Here is a 20,901-nt window from a genome sequence, read left to right as displayed (position 1 = left end):
TGGAAAGAACACCATAGGCACGTTCTTGTGGTTCCTTGGAAAGTCCCCTGAATAGGTGAGGTGCAATAGCTGGGTTTGTAGAGGGTTTCTACTTTTTAGAAAAAGTTTCTAAGGTGGTGCCCGAGGCAACGCGAAGAGTCTAGTACAAGATAACTCAGGAGGTTCCCATTATGAAAAAGAAGTTTGCAACCATCTCATTTTAATTAACGTTGCGCGACCTGTGGTCGCGCAATCTCCTTCGTCTAAACGTTACCTTCAAAAAAACACTTCGACCTTGACCTCTCCTTGCGAAATAACTCGGATTGCGATAATCATAATCGATAAGCTCAAAAAGGCTTTGCACACCCCGGCTGAATCTGGCGATTTCGTTTTTTTGGCATAATTCTTCCATTTCGAATCGCAAATGTGCGTTGTGGCACAAAGATCAGCCAAGTTACGGACGATTATGCATAGGTTCTTTTTCATCAGCTTATTAGCTGTTTGGACAACATTAGCTCGTGGACAAGTAGTCATATCTGAATCTGGTGTGGCTTCCATCGAGATTGGGCAAGGGGTTCGGTATCTTATCGAAACCAAGTCTCTCTCATTAGATGCTGCCGTAGTCGCCTTAAATGAAGGTCGCTTTGTCGGGCTCCAGGAGCCAGGGCTTCCTCCCCAATATTTTGATCACGGGGTGTGGGTCTCATTGACTGTTGATAATCAAGACAGCAAGTCCTGGACTGTCGCCAGTGTCTACAATGCCCTAGATCGCTTCGATGTGTTTGTGCGAGAGCCGAACGGTGGTTTTAAGCGAGTCGACGTACTGGAAAGCCGTGTCCCAGCATTTGAGCTCAAGGAAGGCTTTAGAGAGTATCTCATCCGCCAAGCTAGCCTTAGCTCCATGGGAGTGAGGTTTCTTGCCGATAAGTCGGATGCATTCAGGGACAAGGAGCAACGTACGCTTATACTTATAGCGATGATGCTTGGTATCCTGTTTGCCTTGACTCTATATAAAATGTTTCTATGGCTGAGTCTTGGGGATCGCCTCTATCTTTTTTATGTTTTTTACGTTTCTACCAATACCTTCTCAGCATTGATGATCGTTAACTTTCCCATTGGAACGCTCCACTTCCTAGGGCCGGACACCTTATACTATCTGCCATATTTTAGGTTTATTTTTCCCCTGACCGCTTTTCTGTTTGCCTATGATATGTTAACGGGGACTACAGGTAACAATTCTTGGTTTGGGAAAGCCTTACTCGGTTATTGTGGGCTTTTACTTATAACACCGCTTCTCTACGCCGTATCACCTTGGCAAAGTTTTGTTCGTGCCAGCCTTGATGGCTTGTTTCTTTTGGGGTTGGTTCTACTTATCCTATTGTCGGCAATGCGAACCTATCAAGGGTCTCGTTCCGCATTCTACTACCTAGTATCACAAATTAGCTTTTTCGGGTTCGCTTTCCTATATCTTGTCACCCTGCAAGGTGGAATTGTCTTCAACGAGTGGACCCAGTTGTTCATAATGATTGGGCTTTGCACTCAACTCATCATGATGGCTTTTGCCCTGGCGGCACGCATTAAGGAGATTGACCATTTGCGGCGTGCCGCTGAGATCGAGGCATCGGTTAGAAGAAAAACTGCAGAAGAGCTAAGACATCTTTTTAGAATTATCTCTCATGATATTAACAATGCTTTATCTCTTGTTTCAGGAGCAGCTTTCGCTGCGCAAAGACGGGACCCGGAAAACTTCCTCTTAGGAAAAATACTGAAGGGTGCTGGTATCATTGAAAGCATTATCAGTGGTGTAAAAGATTATGAGCTTCACCTCGATCGTAACGAGACAGTAGATTTAGAGAGCGTTTCTCTGCAAAAGGTTGCTGAGGAAATCCGCTTTCTTTTTGCTGAGCGTGCTAAGGAAAAAGGTGTTGAACTGGATATCTCCGGTGGACCTAACATCTGCGTGAAGGCCGTTGAGTCGACTCTCGTCAATGAGGTCTTAGGTAACTTTGTTAGCAACGCAATCAAGTTTACCGACCCAGGCAGTAGCATACAGCTTAGCTGGCAAGAAACAGCCTCCCGTGCAGTAATAACAATAAAAGACACGGGGATTGGAATCCCTGAAGAGCTTTTACAGAACCTCAATGAGAATCAAAAGCTTAGTTCTACCATAGGGACTAACGGCGAAAAAGGAACAGGCTTTGGCCTCCAAATCGCACTACGTTCGATCCAGTCGTTTCTTGGTCGATATGACTTCCAAAGCCGGCCCAAGGATCAGTACGGTGACGATTCTGGCACCGAAATTACCGTCTATCTGCAAAAGGCTGAGCTACCAGTTTAGAGCTATATTCAAGCTGATATTTGCCGAGAAGCGCGATCGATGTAGTGATCCCTCGCTAGTCTGATATGGATAGCAAAATAGATGGCCTGATTGGTGCTGCTGGTCGTGTGAATATTCAGTGTAGCTCCAATTTTCTCAGCTATATCCTTCATTGCTGACATACCAATCCCTCGACCAGCGAGATGGCTCAAGCTATCCGCAGAAGAAAATCCCGGTTTGAACAGTACTTCTAAAAGGTCTTGGTCGCTAGGAAAGGTTCCTTCCTCCAACAAGCCCTGCTGCTGCGCCTTGAGCTGGATGAACTGTCGATTGATGCCTTTGCCATTATCTTGGTAAACGAGCTTGACGCTATTACTTAAGCGTTCGATCTGTATTGAAATAATGTCATCTTGAAGCTGTGATTCGGGTTCTGGGCTAAGTGAGAACCCATGGGCCAAGGAATTGTTGACAAGGTGGACGAGAATATTCTTTATTTCCTGAAAGCAGTGATGCTTGAGCAAAATTGATTCTGATGGCATATTGATCTTTGGTGATGGCTTTTTAAGCTCCTCGGCTGCCGTAGTCGCGAATCGACTCACTTCATCATAGAGCTGATCGAACGCAATATAGACAGCATCGAGTAGTTTCTGGCGAGCTTCGCTAAACCTGCCTTGAAACTCCCTAGGTAGATGTTCGATTTGAGTCAATAGTTCGCTTGCTAAATCATTGTCAATGGCCTGTGACCGGTCAGAGAACTGTAGCTTTTCCTTTACCGCATTTTCGTACTCCAAGACCACCGCTTCAACATTTTCTAAGTCGTTGAGAAATCTTTTCTGCTCGATATCTGATTCGATTCTTGAGTGTCTGGAGCACCTGGATTCAGCCGTATGTACTGCATCAACAATGTAACTTAGTTCAAAGGATCTAGCGATTCCCTTGAGCGTATGATAGTGAATAAATATGTCGCGTATCAAATTAGACGTCGAAGTATCAGAGCTCTTCAAAAGGTTTCTGATAGTTTGTAAATGAGTTTTAGCTCCACTTAGGAAAAGAGGGAAGTCTCTTCGTTCCACCTGTAAAATTTCAAGAAGGATTGACATTTCACGCTCGTGCCTGTGACTCTGCTCTTCTAGTCTTCGGAGCTGAGTGATATCGCGAACGGTTACGAGGATCTTAAAGGTTTGGCCCTCTCGATTTGAAATAGCCTGCCAATCTAAGGCCAGATATTTGCCTTGAAAGATGATCTCTTTTGGGAATTGGCTGACATTGATTTCGAAGTTAAATATTTCCTCTCCAAAAGCCTCTTTCATGGCGCTATGCAGACGAGATCTTGCATCAGGGGAGAGGTTGCTCTTCTTGAAGATAAGCTCAAGAGGGTCTTTGTTACCAATTTGAGATGCTCCAACAATATCTTCTAAGTGCTGCGAATAGACCTCATCAATCTTAAAATCTGATTTAACAGTAAATATGCCTTGCTTTATGTTGGCCATGATGGATGCGATGTCCTGCGTCTTTTCTGCAACAATGTCTTCAACTTCATTAATGTAGCGAGATAGCTCGATGTTCAAGGTTCTAAGCTTATCCCCTAGTGCAAATGATAGAAGAAATGCTTCGGTAAACGAACCCACTTCCATAATATTCCGCAGCATGGGGATTTCTGGTACTATGCCTTGAATCATCAAGGTTCGAAGGCAACTTCCAACAATGTAAGGAATGAATGCCATCAAAAAAAGCCAAGCGCGATGATGTTTGTGTTGAATAGCCAAAACGAACACAAGACCAAGTATAATTGGAGTGACTATAAATATCCCTGCAAAGCCGATATGGATAAATGTTTTTGGATCGACAACCAGATAAGGAATGAAGACTATGTAGCCGTAAATAAGGGCAGCCTTGGCGACACGATCGAGCTTGGGATAATCACTGAGTTGAAGGAAGTGTCTCAAGAACGCTACAATAGAGATCCCAGTAATCGCCAAGGGTAATGAAATCAGATAGGGCCAGTAGACACAAGCATCTTCTACGATCAGATCAAGGTGAAGACCGTTCACCACAGAAACCAGTGCTAAAGTTGAGCCAATCCAGAAGACATAGTATAGGTTTGTCACGTTTCTCGACATAATAAAGAACACAAAATTATGCAGGATAAGCATCAGGATTGAACCCACAAAAATCCAATGAAATCGATGGATAGGAGATTCTTTCAGGAGCCACGTTTCCTGGCTGAGAAGCCTAATGTTGAGGTCGTGCGGGACCACGGCGGAGTAGGCACGGAGGTAAAGAGTGAGCTTCGAATTAGGGGGCATTGAAATAGGGAAATTAATATCCAGGTTGCTTTTCCCAGCTGGTAGCTTCTTTAATATTTTAGGCTCATGGATACTCTTCCTGGCTTTGTGTACAAGGGTGCTCTCGTCGAAAGCGAAAAGCTCTACGTCGAACAAATAGCCCGAAAAAACGACTTCCAAGTCCTGTTGATAGCGTTGGGAGTTTTCAATAGATAATCGATACCAGACAGGCCGGTTGATTAGGCCAAATGTGGCTCTTGGCCTACTAAGTATTTGAAAATATTCATCTAATTTTCTAACCTCAACGATGTCAGGGGTTGAGGACTCTCTGAGCAGCTTGTCGTAGTGATCGAAGAAGAACCGTCGCTTCTCCTCCGGATTAGGAAGTGCCAGATACTCTGATTGCTTAACCTTCCTCCATGTCATCTCTTTATCAGCATGATAGTAAAATACCTCACTGGTTTTGATTCCCTCTTCTAAGGCACGGGGATCGACATGCATCGTGTTGGCATTTAAAGTTGCGGAGATTGCCATGTGAAGCAAGGCTGTAAAGCAGATGGTTGGTTTTAGGAGTCGAAATTTCAAAGCTAAAAGCCTGCCGTTTAATAGAATTCGCCTTTACGCATCACCCATGAGTAATCGGATACTTGAGGGGTATGCTTTAAAAAGCTAGCGAGGCTTCCAGCCCCCCTGTTGTAGGAGGGCTAGGAGCTGGCTAAGTCTCCTGCTTATCTCTGATCATCAGTTGCCGGATAACCTTAACCGGAGCGCTTCCGAAGCTCAGAAACTCATCGTGGAACTGACGCAAATCGAATTTTTCACCCTTTTGCTTTTTAAGTTGCTCGCGCAGCGCAAAAATCTCAGTAAAGCCAGCAAAGTAGCTGCTGAGCTGCACCTGGGATAAGGTTGCCCGTCGCCATTTACCCTCGGCCTCTGCTCTTTGCTGAAATGCATCGTCCATGAGCAGTTTCAGACCTTGCTCTTCAGACATGTTCAGGTTATGGACCGAGTAGTCAAGAATGGCATTACATACCACCCGTAGATGCCATTTGCCATATGTTAGGAGCAACTCATCGCGGTCTTGTCCGTAACCTTCTTCCAGCATCATCTTTTCAGAGTAAACGGCCCAGCCTTCGATCATCGTGCCGTTACCCAAGATCTTTTTGATCAGGCTTGGAGCTTTATTCGCATAAATGAGTTGCGTGTAGTGGCCCGGAATTGCCTCATGAATATTGAGAATCTGCATCATATAGTGGTTATACTCTCTTAAATAACTTTCAGCTTCCGTTGGTGTCATATGATCGAGAGGAGTGACATTGTAGTAGGTCTCACGTTTACTATCATAGGGCCCCGGAGCATTGATCGAAGCTCCTGCAAAGCCTCGCATGTATGGTGGAGTTTCTCTAACTTTAAGTGGTTTTGTAGGGTCGAGCTCAACGACTTGGCTCTGCTTAACAAATTGCTCTAGTTCAGGAATTTGTCTTTTTATTGAGGCGATAAAGTCTTTTGGCTTTACATGTCGGTCGGATAGTTTCTCCAAGACGCTCTTGATGAGAATCCGTTCATCCTTAGGTGGAGTTTTATCAGGAAAGTATTTGTTCCATAACTTACTGGCTCGGGGAACCATCTCGCTATGGAGTTCTTCTTTTCGCTTCAAAGCCTTTTGATAAACCTCGTGAGCGCTCAAGTTGCCTTGTATTTCAAGCTGATACTTGCTTTGGTAAAGGTCTGAGCCAATGCGAAAAGAGCGGAATTTTTTTGTTCGATTTTTAAGTTCATCAAGGAAGCTCCCATAATTCTTAACCGCATTAAGAGCCAACTGATGGCGTGCTAGGCAGAGCTTTACATCGTTAGATTTATTGAGCCAGTGACTACACGCATTTTTTAGCTGCCGCTGGAATAGACCCAGAAGGCCTTGGCTTTGTTGAATGGCTAGATCGAGATGTTCACGGGTCGGTGTCTGTAGTATGTTCTGCGCTGCCTCATAATAGGCTGGAACCAAGCTAAGTCTTTTCGAAATTCTCGCAGCTTTCTGGCTATTTTGGAGAGTGGAGCTTTCCAAAATACCAGCGAAGGCGCCACCTACGTTATAAGTTGCGGGGTTCCAGAGATGCTCTTTAAAAACCTCTGCATACCATATTTGCTTGTCGATAAAGTTTTTAATGAGAAGGAAGTCGGATCGTTGGTGAGGGCCCAGGTCCTTGGGATTAACATTCTCCAACTTGCTCTGATTGCTTCTAAGCCAAACCAGTTCATTCTCTAGGTTCTTGGAGTTTGGTGCCGGGAGCTGCTCATCGTACTTGTGATAGCCAACTTGCGTGGCCCAAACTGGGTATTGCAACCAAAGCTCTTCTAAGAAGGTGTCTGTGAAGTTCGACCATTGACTTGAATTTGCTTGCAAGCTAAAGGAGCTTAGCGCTAGCCATATTAGTATGGGTAATTTCATCATAGTTACTCCGTCTGTTGTTATTTTTGGGAGTTCTATGTGTAGGCTAGAAACTGAATTGTTTCAATAATAAGGGGCAGGGTGTCGGAAAGATCGAGCGCCTTGAGGGCGCTCGCTTTGTCAATTTACTTGGCGTCTGAAACAGTTTCGATCGGGCTTTCAGCTTTAGCTTCAGGAGCTTTTTTAGCGACCTTTTTCTTCACTTCCTTAACAGGAGCTTTCTCCTCCTTTTTAGCAGGAGCTTCAGGTTCTGCCTTTGCTACAGCTTTTGCCTTTTCTGCCTTAGCATCGTCTTTCTTGCTAGCGATTGCTTTTTTTTCAGACTTTACTTCTTTTTTATCTGCTTGTTTCTGAATAGACTGGTGATTCTCAAAAGTAAATTCTGCGCGACGGTTTTCCGCAAAAGCCTTCTCGTCAGCGGCACTGTTGGCTGGTCGTTCTTCACCAAAGCTCACAGCGAGGAGGCGACTTTCTTCCACTCCAGCACCAAGCAAGAATTTCCTTACGGATTCTGCTCGTCGCTGTCCTAGCGCGAGGTTGTACTCGGTAGAGCCACGGCTATCGCAATGCCCTTCAACCTTAATCTTAAGCTTCTGATTATCTTTCATGTAATTAGCTAATGCAGTGAGTCTTTCGATGCCCTGAGGAGTCAGTGTATACTCATCAAAACCGAAGTAAACAATTTCAGCTTTGAATTCGACTTTTCCGCTTTCTTCGTCGACTTCAAACTTATGTTCTTCTGGAGTCTCGGCGGCGACAACTTCTTCAACTTTCTTCTCATCATCAGTACAGGCAACAGTTCCAAATGCAAGTAACAAAGAAGTAGCAAGTGCAAGTTTCATGGGAGATGATTTCATAAACAGATCCTTTACGCGGTGTTGATATATAACCCGTCCCACCACTGCAAAATAGAAACCGTTCTAAACTTCTGTTTATTGGAAGAAAGTACTGGAAGGAGCCGAAAAAGGACTGTCATCGGTGATATATTGTCAATTCTTTCGACAGGTAAAAATCGCCAGAGGGCTCATGGTAACATTTGTGAGGAACACCACCCTAGGATTCGATTCTTTAGTACCTATTTCTAGGCGATTACGAGTTGGGCGACCTTTTAGCCGCCATTTCGATTGCTAAAAAATAGTAGCAGTTCAGCTCGCTTTTCGTCACTTAAGGTATACCTGCCTTGGTCAGGAGGAGGCATGAGTTCGCTTTCAATTTGCGTTACGATCGTATTGGAGTCAAAGATTTCATCGACATCAGCGTGGCAGCCCGCAGCGATACAAGAAGCTTCCATGATCGATCGAGCTTGGCTTTCTGTGATCAATCGAACCTCCTCGTTAGAGGTATCTGTTTGCGATTGATCATCTGTCTCTTGGTCAGTGTTGTTCGAGCTATCAGAATTTTCAGATCTATCTTCGGTGGTTTCACTACTTGCGCGAGGCGATGTGGTAGTCGTATTTTTACTGCTACAAGCAGCCACTGAGAGAAGCCAGATACTTAGCATCGACAGCCTTGGGTTCATACGATCGGTCCCTCCTTTTCATTATCGCCAGATTTTCGGTTCAATGCTTGTGGAACTTTAGGGAAATTGTCGTTCCGGAGGTGCCTGACTCGAAAGAAAGAATCTTCACTGGACTCCTATTCCAGTAAATTGGGTACTATCCATCTCTGCAGCACGGTGCAACAGTTTGCTACTAAGGATTTGGGTTCGCTAGGAGAGACACATTGCGGCGATTGAAGTTTTTCACTCCAGATCCAGAAACCGTCCAGTATAGAGTCATTGCTAAAGCAATTCCTGCACTTCGATCCTTAGTATCATCTCGCCTCACCTTATACTCTGTGCAGGAAAGACCGTCGAAGGTATTCAAATCCACCAGCTCCATAGAAACTTCAGCAAATGCCATTTCCGAATTCACGAGGGAGGAGTCGCTGGCATGAGATGGGGTTGACTCAATATGGATGCAAAAATACATGTTGTTCTGGTTTGCATCTGTAATATCAGAGGGTAGGCGACTTTGTGAGCAGCGGCTCAATGCCTCATTAATAAATGTCGGCGGCGAGCTGACCTTAAGTTTACTTGGGTTCAGGATCGTATATTGGGATTTACCCCCTAAAGTGTTGTTCTTAATGACTTTGTTTAAGTTGATACAATTTCCAACATCATCAAGTTCATTGTGAACCTTTGATAATAGATCGTAGCCTAAATTTTGATAGACGTTCCCAGAAGAAAGCTTTGAGCCCACAAGTTTAGAAAAGTATAGATCATGAACCATAGAGCGAGAAACTAAGACAACGCACAGGAGGCCTATAGACCCAGCCACTAGGAGATTGAGAAGTGAGAATCCCCTTTCTCCTTTGAATCCATTTCTTGAAACACTAGACATTACACTTCTCATCGTTATAGGGCAAAATAACTTTGATAGTGTTGTTGTTAATCACAACGGGCTCAGATTTCAAAGTTTCATTCATCGAGCGTATAGTTTTTAATTGTGATTTCGAAATGTCTTGATCTAGCATGCGAGAAACATCTTTATAGTATCTTTCTCCGAATCGGTTTGAAGGGATACTTGTTAATGCGGTACCCTTTAGATTAAAATATTGAAAGAAAACAACAATATCTTTAACAGGCTTATTGAAAGTCAAATTTTCTAGGACTCGACCATGAGGAGAAATTTTTTTGCCGATACAGCTTGAAGTCATCGCTGGGTCATGACAGATAAACAGCCCCAGGTGGAGTGTTTTCTGGGGAGCTTTAATAGCGATTGTACTTGTTATTCCTGCTTTGAGTGACTTATAGTTACTTCGCTGCTTGTAAATGACATCCTTGGTAGAGAGATTCTGAATGGTCACAAGGAAGTCTTTTTTGTGAGAGGTTTCCTCAAGGGAAGCGATAAGATCAAGGTCTCCCTTTTTACACCATCGTTTTTCAGAATCGATAGACAGTTTTATAGAAATGGAGTCGCCATTTGTTTCTAGGGAACTAGATGCTAGCCTTAATTTTCGGCGTGCTGAAAAATGCTGTCTTTGAACTTCTAATGCTTTAGCTTCGCGCTCTTCCTCGGCAGGATTGATATCACGAGTGTTTGATATTGGCAGATTTTTTTGTGGGTCCTTAGTCGCAAGAGGACTTCGATCGTTACTTCGGCTTTTGAATATGATGGCTGCTAATATAGCAGCTGCGATTATGGTGATATACTTCATTAATGCCTCACCTACGACGATCGACGATTCTATTTCCTGGAGAGGATTCCAGCTTTTGCTGTATAAAGTAGTCTCCTGTAACCACTCCATTGGCAACGAGATAGTGGTCTTGCAAGCGCTCTCCTTCTAAAAGCAAATTCCAAACGATCGTTTCTTGGCTACTTGATTCTTGCTGAACTTCAAGGATTCTTAGTGGGTTTCCGTTATTTGATAGCACAGTCTCCCCCGCCATCAGTTGAAAGGCAGCTTTGATCCCAGATGGCGTAGGGAAGGGGTGTTTGCCAGTGATTCTCAGCGCTTGCTGATTGCTCAGTGTTATTCGTATCAGAGGGAATTTTTCAGGACCGACGATGACCCTCGCTACCTTCGCCGCTGCTTTAGTTTTGGGGTTCCAGACTAGATCACCCTGCTGGATGTCCTGAATTCTAAGTAGAGACTTTTGATCACCTAGTAGAATTTCAGTATTTTCAGCGAAACATCCACAGCTATTCCTATTGAATAGTAGCCTGGGTTTACATGACGGTTCCTGATAGTAAATTCTTTGAATCGTTTTATAATAGTTACCAGTATTGACGATCTTGTCATAGGCTTTTTGGACATCATAGTTATGGTCAGCTAAAGATTTTGCTAAGCCCCGAGAGTTAGACGCACAGACTTTCGCATCAAAAATCCCATATTTCTGGGTTTGGTTGTGGAATGCGGTATAGCTATAGGTTGGGAAGTACTCTCGGTGAGCAAGCTGATAATAATCTGTACTAATCATACCAGATTCAGAAATTGAGTGACCGACAATCTTTTCAATATCTGCCTTGCTAGCTAGGTAATTGTTGGCTGAAAGGCTGATACCTCCTTGTACAACTCCAGCGGTTGGAGTGTAGGTTGTGCTTGCACATTTTCCTGGGCAAAGAGCAGTGAGTTCCGCAAAACTCATCTTCTTGCTCGAAGCTGCTTTATTCTCGACAAAAAGGTTGACTAGCCCAATTTTGGGCTTATGAATATTGAGAGAAGGGTCGTAGACAGTTACATCGATGTTATACTTGTTCGATCCAGAGGCGGTCGTAGGGGTCGCAGAACATGTTTTGTGATCAAATTCATAAATAAGCTCACCGTTGCCACCTGCTTTCAGTTTGATGACGCCAATTGAAGCATCATCGGCGCGAATGTTATGGGCGTCGTGTTTTACGTCACTACCAATAACAATTGGCGTCCCGTTGTTGATCGAAATTTCAGCGTCCAGCGCAACTCCATCGGCTGTTATCATGAGTTCATAATCACCAGCAGGCAAGGGTGAGTTTTCGGAACCATAGACTTGTTGAAATGTCGATGAGCCCGGGGCTTTGACCCAGAGCTTGATATCGCTGGGTTCGGGAACGGTAAGAGGCACGAGAGCTTTGGCTGATTTCTCGCCTTCTGCACCTGCAGTTGATGCCCTCACAAGTATTCCTTTTGCGAGATAGGGATTGCTGTCATCAAAGACGACTTTTATGATCTCGATGTCAACAGTTTCTTTAGCGGTTTCCGCTACGCTTTTACTACCCTCATAGATCTCAGATAGATCCTCGGAGCTAGCACTTGTCAAGGCTTTGAGTGTTTCAATAGTTACCTTGGAACCGCTGTTCGAGCTTGTAATTCCGCTTGTCTTTGCCAATGTGTTTTTCTGAAGTGACCATTTCGATGCGAAATAGTCTTCTGCAAATAGAGTTGGTTCATACTGGTCGGTAGCAATCTTTCTATTGGACATAAGAGATTTAAATGATGCTAGGGCATTACGAAGTTCGTCGTCTAAGTTTTGGTTTGAAATCTCCATTCGGGCCTTCTGAAGAGCCTGTTGCTGCTTAGAGCTTTGTTGTGATAAGTAGATTCCAACTAGCCCGGAGAGCGATAGGATAGCAACTAGGGGCAGACTCGAACGCCCCTGTTCCCCAGCTATCACCTCTTGAAGTTTCTCTATCATATGCTTTTTCAACACTCACTCTCGATGGTTTCTGAGTTCCACAAGCTCATAGATATGGAGTCGGCTTAAGCTGAAGAAGGTTTATGAAAAAAATACAAAGTGAGGAAAACCGTTGCAAAAACAGGATGATGGAAATACAACTAGCAGTGCAATAGCCCGACTAGACTAACCTTAACAACATCTTAGAAGCTTTGAAGGGAGTATTTGGATAAAATCTATCATGGATATATTTCTCTATACATCTAGCTTTTTCGAAGGACTCAAGATTCACTCATGAGTAGGAAGATGAATCTGAACGAGGTTTGCTTCAGGAGCACCATCATATCCCTGTCCTAGTTGACCGAAGCTATTATCCCCCCAACAAAATAAAGAGTGATCTTTATTCATTGCACAAGAAAAGTCGTTTCCCGCAGCTATCTTTGTGAAGGGTACTGCCTTATCTTGACCTTTTACATACTGTGGGCGTCTTTCTAAGGTTCCTTGGTTCCCATGACCGAGTTGTCGAAATGTGTTTTGACCCCAACAATAAATCCCTTCGTTTTTCGCTATCCCGCATATATGTCTTCTGCCTGCTGCTAGATGCCGAAATGTGACCGGGCTATGAACTTGAGATGGACGTGGGACGCTATGAAGGCTCTCTTCCGTGCCGAGTAGGCCTCCATCGTTGACTCCCCAGCAGTAGGCGTGACCAAATCGGTCTAATCCGCAGTTAACATCATGAGTGTCGACATGAAGTAATGGAGTCGTCGCTGCGGTCAGGGTTGGAGTTGCGATTGTACTGAGATGGTCAAGCCCCAGTTGACCGCGTTTGTTTTCACCCCAGCAGTAGGTGCCGTCCGTTGCAATCCCGCAGGTGTGAGTCTCTCCCGCGATAAGTATTTCGAATTCGTACTCCACTTCAAGGGGAAATTCTACAATGTCATCGGAGATGTCGCCAACACCGAGAGCGCCGTCGGCGTTGTAGCCCCAGCAAAATGCGCGATGGTTATCGTCGAGTGCGCATGTATGGGATTGACCGAGGGCTAACATTTTTACCGGGAATGGCAGATCCAGGGTTCTCGCCTGCCAAAAAATACCAGGTTCGTCGGATGCTAGTTGACCCGTATGGTTAGCACCCCAGCAATCGGCAGATCCGTCGTAAAACAGGGCACAGGTGTTTTGGGTCCCAGCTACAAGTTCGCGAATCCCTCGGCGACTTGCGACAAGAGTCGGAAAACTAGCCCTGTCGAGGCCGAAAAGGCCCAGCTGACCAAATTGGTTTGCACCCCAGCAGTAGAGCTGCTCCCCATACGTAAGAGCGCAGCTATGATTGGCTCCTAGGGCGAAAGACTTGATAGTACCGGGAGCCTTCATGGAATCGGCCGTACTGGTGAAGCGACGATCGAGCTCACTCACTTCGATGTGTTCAATGTTGAGGGTCACCTCGCTCTGCCATGCCTGAGTTTGCAAGGTCTGTTGATCGGCTCCGGAGATGGTAAATCGCACTTGCCAAGGTGCTTGGCTAATCAATGGCTGAGATGACACCATGAGTTCGGGATTTAGGACCTCCAAGTGCCAATCCCAGATTTCGTCGTCGTGGTTTGCTCGAACATCTCCATCCTCTCTAAGCAAAGCACAGAACATGTTTAGCTGAGGGTAAGTCATCCTGCGAGGCGTCTCGACACGGCATGTAATGGCACCATCTTGGCCGTTGAGGGCGAGATCGTTGTCAAAATTCTGATCCGAGCGAAAAGGTGTGGTGGGGTGTAGACTTTGCTCTTCCAGCCCGTTTGAGCAGCTCGAAGTTATCGAGCTGCAAAGGAGGATTCCGCATGATACCGTGACGAGCTGTTTTAGTTTTTTCATGAAGAGCCTCACCATTCAGTGGCCGTCTAAGTTCAGAGTCGACCAGTGAGACCGTGGCGATAACTAAAAAATTTTATCATTCTTGATTGTCAGGATTTAAAAAACAAGTCAGTACTGACGTTATTGCTGACGCTCATTCAAATGAGATAAAAATTGTGGGTGCTTAGGGATCGTATCAAGGAAATCCTGCTTCATTGCAGAGCATATACCCAGCGGAAAGGGTTTGTGGCTGCGAGACCACCTCTCCAACCATTTTCGATCCAAAAGATTTGCTTTGGTCGTTTCCACGAGGCCATTATAGGCAATTGTCGTGTCACTTTTCGGGCCCGTGGCCACTCCCTTGCCAACGAAGAAACCAGCCCCAAGCAAGCCTGCTCGGACGCTAGTGGAGGCGGAGTAGGTGATCATCTCACAATATTTTTCACCTAAGGCATTTTTTACTTTGTTGAAGCAATCGAGAGTCCAAAGCTCGTGATTGGTAGCACTGGAAAACGGATCGTAAAATATAATATCTGGCACTGGTGATTCATTAATCTGATCAAGAAAATCCCCTTCTCGTAAGAACCATTTGATGGGGTCTCGCTGCCACGATTTAGTTTTCAATAAGTGGTGAGGTGCTCCGTGGCGAAGATGAGTGAAAAGGTGGTGGTTGCGCAATGCTAACCGTAAGGCGTCCAGATCACTTTCGAAGCTATAGATTTCAATAGGGCGGAGGTTACCGTCATTTTGCTTCTCGTAGAATTGAATCAATGCCATCGCATTGTGAGCAGCGCCGAGCCCAACGTCCCAAACCCGGAGAGGCTCTTGAAAGTCACCTTGAAGCTTCTCCTGCCAATCAACTTGATCAACATATAACGCCTTGGCTTCTTCGTCAGGGTGATTGACAGAATGCATGATCTCGCCGCTCACCTTTTCTTTGATACTGGAAAATCCATACTTGGAGTGATGAATGACAAAGGTTCCGAGTTCCTGGGGAGGGGTCTTGGTTCGTCGTTTTGGTTTAGGTGGTTGACTAGGGTGCTCTTGGTCCCTTCGAACTAGGAGTTCGCGTTGCTCTTGGTAGAAGCTGAGAAAGCTACCGTCTAAAATTTTCGCCCTCATTGCCTTGGTTAGACGGTCGTAGAAACGCAAGTTATGAATTGATAGGAGTTGAGCTCCAAGATTCTCCCGAGCTTTGAATAGATGGTGGATATAAGCACGTGAGTAGTTCTTACAGGTATAGCAGTCACAAGCAGGGTCAAGAGCTTCGTCTTGGAACTTATATACCTGGCGCTCCAAGCGCAGTTGGCCCTTGGTGGTAAACGCAAAACTCTGTTGAGCGTAAGCGGTTGGTATAATGCAATCAAACATATCAACCCCACGATGAACCGCTTCTAGCAGATCGATGGGTGTGCCGACACCCATGAGATAACGAGGTCGATCTTTAGGCATCCATTGAGTTGTCAGTTCCGTAAAGTCCTCTCGTTCCTGTTTGCTTTCCCCTACTGCGAGTCCACCAATAGCAAACCCATCGAAAGGCAGATCACATATAAAGTCTGCACTTTGCTTCCTTAGATCTTCGAAACATGCCCCTTGGATAATCCCAAACATGGATTGAGGTGAGTTGCCGCGAGCTGCAAGACTTCGTTTGGCCCAGCGATGGGTTAGTTCCATAGCATCTTTCGCAAACTTGTGTTCAGACGTGGAAGGAACACATTGGTCGAGCACCATCATAATATCGCTACCGATAGATTTTTGGGTCGTGATGCTTTTTTCAGGAGTGAGTAATATGCTGCGACCATCCACGTAGCTTTTGAATCGCGCTCCTTCTTCGGTCATGGTGCGGGCGTTCGGTAATGAAAAGATTTGGAAGCCCCCGGAGTCAGTTAATACTGAGCCACTCCAATTCATCATGCGATGGATACCACCCAGTTTTTCGAATACTTCAGGGCCTGGTCTAAGCAGAAGGTGGTAGGTGTTAGCCAGGAGAATGTTAGCTCCTGTCTTTTCTAGGTCTTCAACTCTAAGACCTTTGACGGTAGCTTGAGTTCCTACCGGCATAAACAACGGTGTTTCTACTTGAGTATGAAGAGTTTTAAAGCTAGTGGCCCGTGCTTGTGAGCCGGGGGCTTCCCCATCCAGGTGAAAGGATAGTCTTGTCATAATTGCTTATTTTCCATCATTGTCAGGGCTTGGCGAGGTGTCAAAACTTGGATCAACCGCCGATAGCTATCAGCCATGAGAGGGCTGAAGTCTTTTAGATCACCAGTAATTAGTAGGCTGCATCGATGATATAGAGCGGCACGAAAAATTGGGATATCTTTAGCCTTAAGCTCGATGTCTTCATTCATGTCATCGACATCGCTCCAAATATGGATCAAACGATGTAAGTCATCCAAGTGGATAGCCTTCTTTCTAGCCTTCCGTAGTATATTTCGCTCAGCTTCAGCCCAAGCGTAATCGGAGGTGATTGCTAGCCAGCCTTGCTGGAGAACCTTATCAATCACCTGGCGAGGGGTTCCTCTGGGGTTGTAGGCAGCGGCAAACATCACATTGGCATCAAAATAGACTCTCACAACTGAGCCTCAAGAATGTTTCTGACCATCAATTCAAAGCCATGCTTCATCGGCAGCTCAAGGTCGACCTTCAATACCTGGCGCTTCGATTCTTGAGATTCGCCGGTTTTGGGGTTGGTACCAAGCCGGACTTGATCTTGCCAGTAGAGACTAAAACCACGGCGTTCCCAAGTGGGTATCTCGTTGAAGTTTATGCCGGCCTCAGTGAAAAGAAATTCGTTTTTCTCGCTGTTGCTCACACCCATCAGCTTCTGATGCGCTTCCTGATCGGAAAGCCCTTGCTTACGATGAAACCAGTAGCAATGGCCATTCAAGGCATTTCGATGAGCATCGTCCTGCCGCCAGCGAAAGTAACGAATGACATCATCAACCTGAGGCAGTTGACTGATACGGCAGTCAAATGTTGCCAGGTGACCAAAACTTAGGCTGAACCGAGCGCTGGCTTCGGCAGCAAGGACCGAATTATACTTTCGAAGCTTCCTCGAAAACGAAGATTCCTGGGGGTGCATCAGCAAGTTAATTTCATCGCTCTGGGAGTAGGCGAAGATAACACGAAATCCACACTGCATCAGATGCTCGATGGTTTCGATCATGTAATCCCGAAACCGTTCGTCATAAGGTGCTTTGAAGTCATGAATTTCCTTCGTCAGACGTGAGAAGCAGCGGCCGTCAATCCGAGCTACCAAGTAAATTCCTGGCAACGCACAATGATCGTGAGCCGTTTCATAGATGCGCATGTGCCTATCTAAGTCTGTGAATTTCAAAATCTTTCCCTCCCTTGTGACCCATCCTTATAGACGGTCCTTTCAGGCAGAGCAAGGCAATTGCTGGAAAACCATTGGCCCGGGGGATAAGGCTATGTTCGTGAGGCTGGGATTGCAATGTAAAGTATTGAAATTATGTCATAACTGTAAAAGCTGGAGTCTCTCATATGATAAGTATGGCGTCCTATCAGTGTGGTGATTACAGTCGATACCATTGGGAGTAGCTGTTTTAAAGAATCTGAAATATCTGTTCAACTGCTGCAAACAACCGCTGCCACTCCTTCTCGTCCCTTAAGTGAACGCCATCCCAGTGACTTGCTGATATTGATCTTAGACATAAATGAAGCAAGCCTGAGCCAACGATAGCTGTCGTGTAATGAATTTTCTCAGGTTCCTTTAGTTCAGGGAGTTTTGGGGCGAGAAAATGGAATATATCTTGGCTTACTGCCTCTCGTGCGTCCGCTAGTATCTCAGTAATCTTGTTATTCTGATTCAGTTCCCAAGCCATGATTTTTTGAGCGATAGGCCTATTTCTTATCCCCGTAATGTAGTTCCTAAAAATTTGTGAGGCAATTGCAGCCGAACTTTCATTGAGATCAATCCCGTCTAAGATCTCATGAGAGCTAGGGAATAAGTCGCCACTTTTAGCAACGGCTTCAAGGAGGCCTTTATAACTTTTAAAGTAGCGATAAATAAGAGCTTTGTTAACCCCTGATCGCCTTGCAATCTCATTGACACCTAAGTTTGCAAAACCGTCCTCAGCCAAGATCTCAAGAGTTGTAGTGATTAAGGCCTGCTTTGTCTTTTCCTTATTGCGCTCTTTGGTCATATCGTTAACCACGTAGCAGTTCCTTAACATCGCGGCGGGGTGAGTGTCTGCCATCCATATGAATTGGTTTTCCAACCCTTAGAAGCATCTGTATTTTATGGCCTTGTTTGACTGCTAATCTCTTGTTAAAAGCTCTCTGAAGACCTTGCATTTCGTCGTATTCCTGAAGAATTTGGCTCAATGGATGAAGATATAGACCATGTTTTTGCGCTTCAAGCTGAAAGTCTTGGTAGAGTTTTCCTGCTTTAATCCAATCGCGGAAGTTCTGGTTAGGGGTTGAGATACTCACAAATTGTGGGGTTTGTTCGAGCTGATCTCTGAAGTGATCAAGACTGCTTTTGATCGTGTCTTGCTCATACCAGTTATCTCGACTAATGATAAAAAGACCGGCGAACCAAGCTTTTAATTCTGACATACTCGTATAGAGTGAAATTCCGTCCCGATGTTTTTCTATCTCACTCATGGTAAATCGAAACCATTTGAGGGATTCACCATGTTTCTTCTTCAGATTGGTTTCTATTTCCATAGCACGAAAACACTCCTTGCGTAAAATCCCATTATCCTTCGTTGGTAGCCAGCTAATTTCCATAGCGCTATTGCTAGGGTTTAGGCTAGAGATTTTGCGTTTAATATTTTCTGGAATGGCCTCAAGTTTGTAATGGGTTCGTATGGTTCGCCGTGAAAGAAGAGCCATCATAAGTTCTGGCGGTGCTTGCTCTGAGGGTTCTAAAGTTAGCCCGACGATGGGTTTTCCAGTGCGAAAATCGTCAACGTCTAGTTCTTCAAAGTTGGCTTTGTATCCGTAGCAGTTAGCAGCGTATTCTAAAGTCTTCAGCATGCAGCCAAAACCGATCATTATCTGGCGTTGGATAGGGTCGGTATGTGGTAGAAACCGTGATGAATCTAGGGCGATCGTAACTTTGTTTACTCCCACTTTATGAAATATCCAAGCTTGAGTGTTGTGTGGGTTTGTCGATGTCATTGCCAAGCTTAAAATTTGCTCAAGCAGATTTTTGTGGACTTCTAGTCCCCTACTTTGAGTGGAGGCACAGGCCGATGTTGCAGAAACAGACATCAACATGGGAGCAGCGAAACTAGATGTAAAGAATTGGCGACGATTCATGGGAAACTCCTTAAAATTTGCATCCTATGGATACATTGGCGAATAGGCCCTGATCATGTGCTTTATGTATCTCACCGTCTGCAAGTTCAAACTTGTCACCTGCAAGGCTGCTATTTAGGTTCGGCCAATACCGAAGGCTCGGAACAATAAGAAGCATGTTTTGCCAGGGTTGCCATTCCCAATAGAGGCCTATCCCTAAAGATCTTGTGATGTATTGAAAACTCTCATCACTATTTTTTCTATTAACTTCATAGTAATGCTCTTTGTATTCAAGCCGTGCGTTGAACTGTTTGCTGAGGCGATAGCCAATTCCACCACCTGTAGAGTAGGGGAGAAAAAGCTCTAGATTTTGATCATTTTCTGCTTCCGTTTGCGCTAAACCCCCGTGCGCCGCAAAATCGAGTGACCAACCATGTGAGTACTCGAAGATTAGATTCTCGGTTAGGTAATTTATCTCCAGATTACCACCGTTTACGACCAAAGGCTGGCTTAAACCACTAACGATATTGATCTCTGAAGCCCGGCTGTGAGTACTTAATAGAGTTAATAATAACAGATATTTATACATAATTCCTCCTTTTTTTGTAACTGACTGGTTACTTAAGTAACCTATCGGTTACTTCGCCGAAAACTTAATGGTCTTTTGGAAGAAAATAAGAAAATCGAGATGAGGTTGTTCGAGGCTGCTACATGCCGTGAGTTGATCAGCGTTTGGCGATTTGTAAGGTGAAAGCGCCTCGATAAGAGGTGTGCTTATCAGCCAAGTAGTATTCAAATATTTGTATCAATAGCGCATATCGCTGAATTGGTCTGGGTAAGCGGCCCACTCCTTGCGGTAAAAATTTCGGATCACGTCCCAATCTTGCTCTTGGTCACCCGTCACATCGAGAGAGGGGCCGATCCCGATCCGTCGATCCTTGAAATCGATAAAGGCGAAGGCAATGGGCAGACCACTTCGCTGGGCCATTCGGTAAAAGCCTTTTTTCCAGTGATTTGTGTAGCTTCGCGTACCTTCTGGAGCCAAGGCGAAACACATGGAGGGATCGTCTTTTAGGTGATTTGTAACAATGCGAATGATGTTATTATTTTTCTTGCGATTCACCGGCTTGCCGCCCATAGCGGTTAAGATGGACTTGAATGGGCCGCGAAACAAAGTGTGTTTGCCGATCCACATCACTGAGCCGAGCTTCTCCCACTTCATGCACAGAAATAGAAAATAGATAAAATCCCAATTTGACGTATGAGGAGCTACAATAATGATGGATTGACGGTCCGGGTAGGAGCCCTCCACCGTCCAGCCCGTCATTTTGAGGAGGAGGCTACCTAATTGCTTCTGAATCGACTTTACCAAAATGACAACCTATTTTAAAATATCTCATTCACTTAACGCCAGATGCTAGCGAACTCTAATCTTAAGCCAAAGGCCAGAGCCAAGAGAGTCAAATTAAAGTAAATTATTTCTTAAGTAAAAATATTTAAACTTTCTAGGCTTTTCCCACCTTGTCGCAAGAAAAGGCAAAGGTTTCAACGAGTACGTCCGAACAAAAGAGCATGTGAGGTTGGACGCCGTATGAGTCTTCTGCAAGAAATCCATGAAGGCTAGGTA

Annotated in this window: 16 protein-coding genes; 1 reads left to right on the top strand and 15 read right to left on the bottom strand. The window is 45.0% G+C overall.

The annotated features are described in order from the left end of the window. Positions 1-526 precede the first annotated feature (526 nt). Entirely contained in the window at positions 527-2,317 is a 1,791-nt protein-coding gene (locus B9N89_RS24930) for a sensor histidine kinase (protein ID WP_165931733.1), read from the top strand. 8 nt (positions 2,318-2,325) lie between these two features. On the opposite strand, the gene B9N89_RS24925 is transcribed toward B9N89_RS24930, so the two are convergent. The 15 genes from B9N89_RS24925 to B9N89_RS24855 all read right to left on the bottom strand — a co-directional run bounded on the left by B9N89_RS24925 (position 2,326) and on the right by B9N89_RS24855 (position 20,601). Then, the gene (locus B9N89_RS24925) at positions 2,326-5,166 is read right to left on the bottom strand and encodes a 7TM diverse intracellular signaling domain-containing protein (RefSeq protein WP_132323854.1); all 2,841 of its coding nucleotides are present in this window, start codon (positions 5,164-5,166) and stop codon (positions 2,326-2,328) included. Between the two features lie 130 nt (positions 5,167-5,296). Next, positions 5,297-7,030 (bottom strand): DUF885 domain-containing protein, encoded by a 1,734-nt coding sequence (locus B9N89_RS24920; protein ID WP_132323852.1) that lies wholly within the window; start codon positions 7,028-7,030, stop codon positions 5,297-5,299. A 122-nt stretch (positions 7,031-7,152) separates the two neighbouring features. Continuing rightward, a complete protein-coding gene (locus tag B9N89_RS24915) occupies positions 7,153-7,884 on the bottom strand; it encodes an OmpA family protein (protein WP_132323850.1) in 732 nt (243 codons plus the stop codon). Between the two features lie 251 nt (positions 7,885-8,135). Further along, the gene (locus B9N89_RS24910; RefSeq protein ID WP_132323848.1) at positions 8,136-8,546 is read right to left on the bottom strand and encodes a hypothetical protein; all 411 of its coding nucleotides are present in this window, start codon (positions 8,544-8,546) and stop codon (positions 8,136-8,138) included. A gap of 172 nt (positions 8,547-8,718) precedes the next feature. Then, positions 8,719-9,408 carry a hypothetical protein gene (locus tag B9N89_RS24905; protein ID WP_132323846.1) on the bottom strand — a complete coding sequence of 230 codons (690 nt, stop codon included), beginning with the start codon at positions 9,406-9,408 and terminating at the stop codon, positions 8,719-8,721. Then, positions 9,401-10,225 (bottom strand): hypothetical protein, encoded by an 825-nt coding sequence (locus tag B9N89_RS24900; RefSeq protein ID WP_132323844.1) that lies wholly within the window; start codon positions 10,223-10,225, stop codon positions 9,401-9,403. Before B9N89_RS24900 ends, B9N89_RS24905 begins: the two co-directional genes overlap by 8 nt. Before the next feature lie 7 nt (positions 10,226-10,232). Next, a complete protein-coding gene (locus tag B9N89_RS24895; RefSeq protein ID WP_132323842.1) occupies positions 10,233-12,179 on the bottom strand; it encodes a Hint domain-containing protein in 1,947 nt (648 codons plus the stop codon). Positions 12,180-12,446: 267 nt separating this feature from the next. Beyond that, entirely contained in the window at positions 12,447-14,024 is a 1,578-nt protein-coding gene (locus B9N89_RS24890; protein ID WP_159455614.1) for an RCC1 domain-containing protein, read from the bottom strand. Between the two features lie 120 nt (positions 14,025-14,144). Further along, entirely contained in the window at positions 14,145-16,166 is a 2,022-nt protein-coding gene (gene tgt, locus B9N89_RS24885) for a tRNA guanosine(34) transglycosylase Tgt (RefSeq protein WP_132323838.1), read from the bottom strand. Beyond that, positions 16,163-16,579 (bottom strand): PIN domain-containing protein, encoded by a 417-nt coding sequence (locus tag B9N89_RS24880; RefSeq protein ID WP_132323836.1) that lies wholly within the window; start codon positions 16,577-16,579, stop codon positions 16,163-16,165. Before B9N89_RS24880 ends, tgt begins: the two co-directional genes overlap by 4 nt. Continuing rightward, positions 16,576-17,343, bottom strand: coding sequence for a tRNA(His) guanylyltransferase Thg1 family protein (locus tag B9N89_RS24875; RefSeq protein ID WP_132323834.1), 768 nt, complete (start codon positions 17,341-17,343; stop codon positions 16,576-16,578). Before B9N89_RS24875 ends, B9N89_RS24880 begins: the two co-directional genes overlap by 4 nt. 229 nt (positions 17,344-17,572) lie before the next feature. Continuing rightward, positions 17,573-18,184 carry a TetR/AcrR family transcriptional regulator gene (locus B9N89_RS24870; RefSeq protein ID WP_159455613.1) on the bottom strand — a complete coding sequence of 204 codons (612 nt, stop codon included), beginning with the start codon at positions 18,182-18,184 and terminating at the stop codon, positions 17,573-17,575. Then, positions 18,177-19,295, bottom strand: coding sequence for a hypothetical protein (locus B9N89_RS24865; protein ID WP_132323830.1), 1,119 nt, complete (start codon positions 19,293-19,295; stop codon positions 18,177-18,179). The genes B9N89_RS24870 and B9N89_RS24865 overlap by 8 nt, the downstream gene beginning before the upstream one ends. Positions 19,296-19,305: 10 nt before the next feature. After that, positions 19,306-19,863 carry a hypothetical protein gene (locus B9N89_RS24860; RefSeq protein WP_132323828.1) on the bottom strand — a complete coding sequence of 186 codons (558 nt, stop codon included), beginning with the start codon at positions 19,861-19,863 and terminating at the stop codon, positions 19,306-19,308. A gap of 216 nt (positions 19,864-20,079) precedes the next feature. Then, on the bottom strand, positions 20,080-20,601 hold the full coding sequence (locus tag B9N89_RS24855; protein WP_234996162.1) for a 1-acyl-sn-glycerol-3-phosphate acyltransferase: 522 nt from the start codon (positions 20,599-20,601) through the stop codon (positions 20,080-20,082). Positions 20,602-20,901: the final 300 nt, after the last annotated feature.

This window comes from Pseudobacteriovorax antillogorgiicola (assembly GCF_900177345.1).
Classification (GTDB): Bacteria; Bdellovibrionota_B; Oligoflexia; order Oligoflexales; family Oligoflexaceae; genus Pseudobacteriovorax; species Pseudobacteriovorax antillogorgiicola.
This window is presented reverse-complemented; position numbering and strand designations above follow the sequence as displayed.

Bases quoted from the DNA above. Each gene is read 5' to 3' on its own strand.
- B9N89_RS24920 (WP_132323852.1), bottom strand. From the start codon at position 7,030: ATGATGAAATTACCCATACTAATATGGCTAGCGCTAAGCTCCTTTAGC.
- B9N89_RS24915 (WP_132323850.1), bottom strand. From the start codon at position 7,884: ATGAAATCATCTCCCATGAAACTTGCACTTGCTACTTCTTTGTTACTT.
- B9N89_RS24910 (WP_132323848.1), bottom strand. From the start codon at position 8,546: ATGAACCCAAGGCTGTCGATGCTAAGTATCTGGCTTCTCTCAGTGGCT.
- B9N89_RS24905 (WP_132323846.1), bottom strand. From the start codon at position 9,408: ATGTCTAGTGTTTCAAGAAATGGATTCAAAGGAGAAAGGGGATTCTCA.
- B9N89_RS24900 (WP_132323844.1), bottom strand. From the start codon at position 10,225: ATGAAGTATATCACCATAATCGCAGCTGCTATATTAGCAGCCATCATA.
- B9N89_RS24895 (WP_132323842.1), bottom strand. From the start codon at position 12,179: ATGATAGAGAAACTTCAAGAGGTGATAGCTGGGGAACAGGGGCGTTCG.
- B9N89_RS24890 (WP_159455614.1), bottom strand. From the start codon at position 14,024: ATGAAAAAACTAAAACAGCTCGTCACGGTATCATGCGGAATCCTCCTT.
- tgt (WP_132323838.1), bottom strand. From the start codon at position 16,166: ATGACAAGACTATCCTTTCACCTGGATGGGGAAGCCCCCGGCTCACAA.
- B9N89_RS24865 (WP_132323830.1), bottom strand. From the start codon at position 19,295: ATGAATCGTCGCCAATTCTTTACATCTAGTTTCGCTGCTCCCATGTTG.
- B9N89_RS24860 (WP_132323828.1), bottom strand. From the start codon at position 19,863: ATGTATAAATATCTGTTATTATTAACTCTATTAAGTACTCACAGCCGG.
- B9N89_RS24855 (WP_234996162.1), bottom strand. From the start codon at position 20,601: ATGACGGGCTGGACGGTGGAGGGCTCCTACCCGGACCGTCAATCCATC.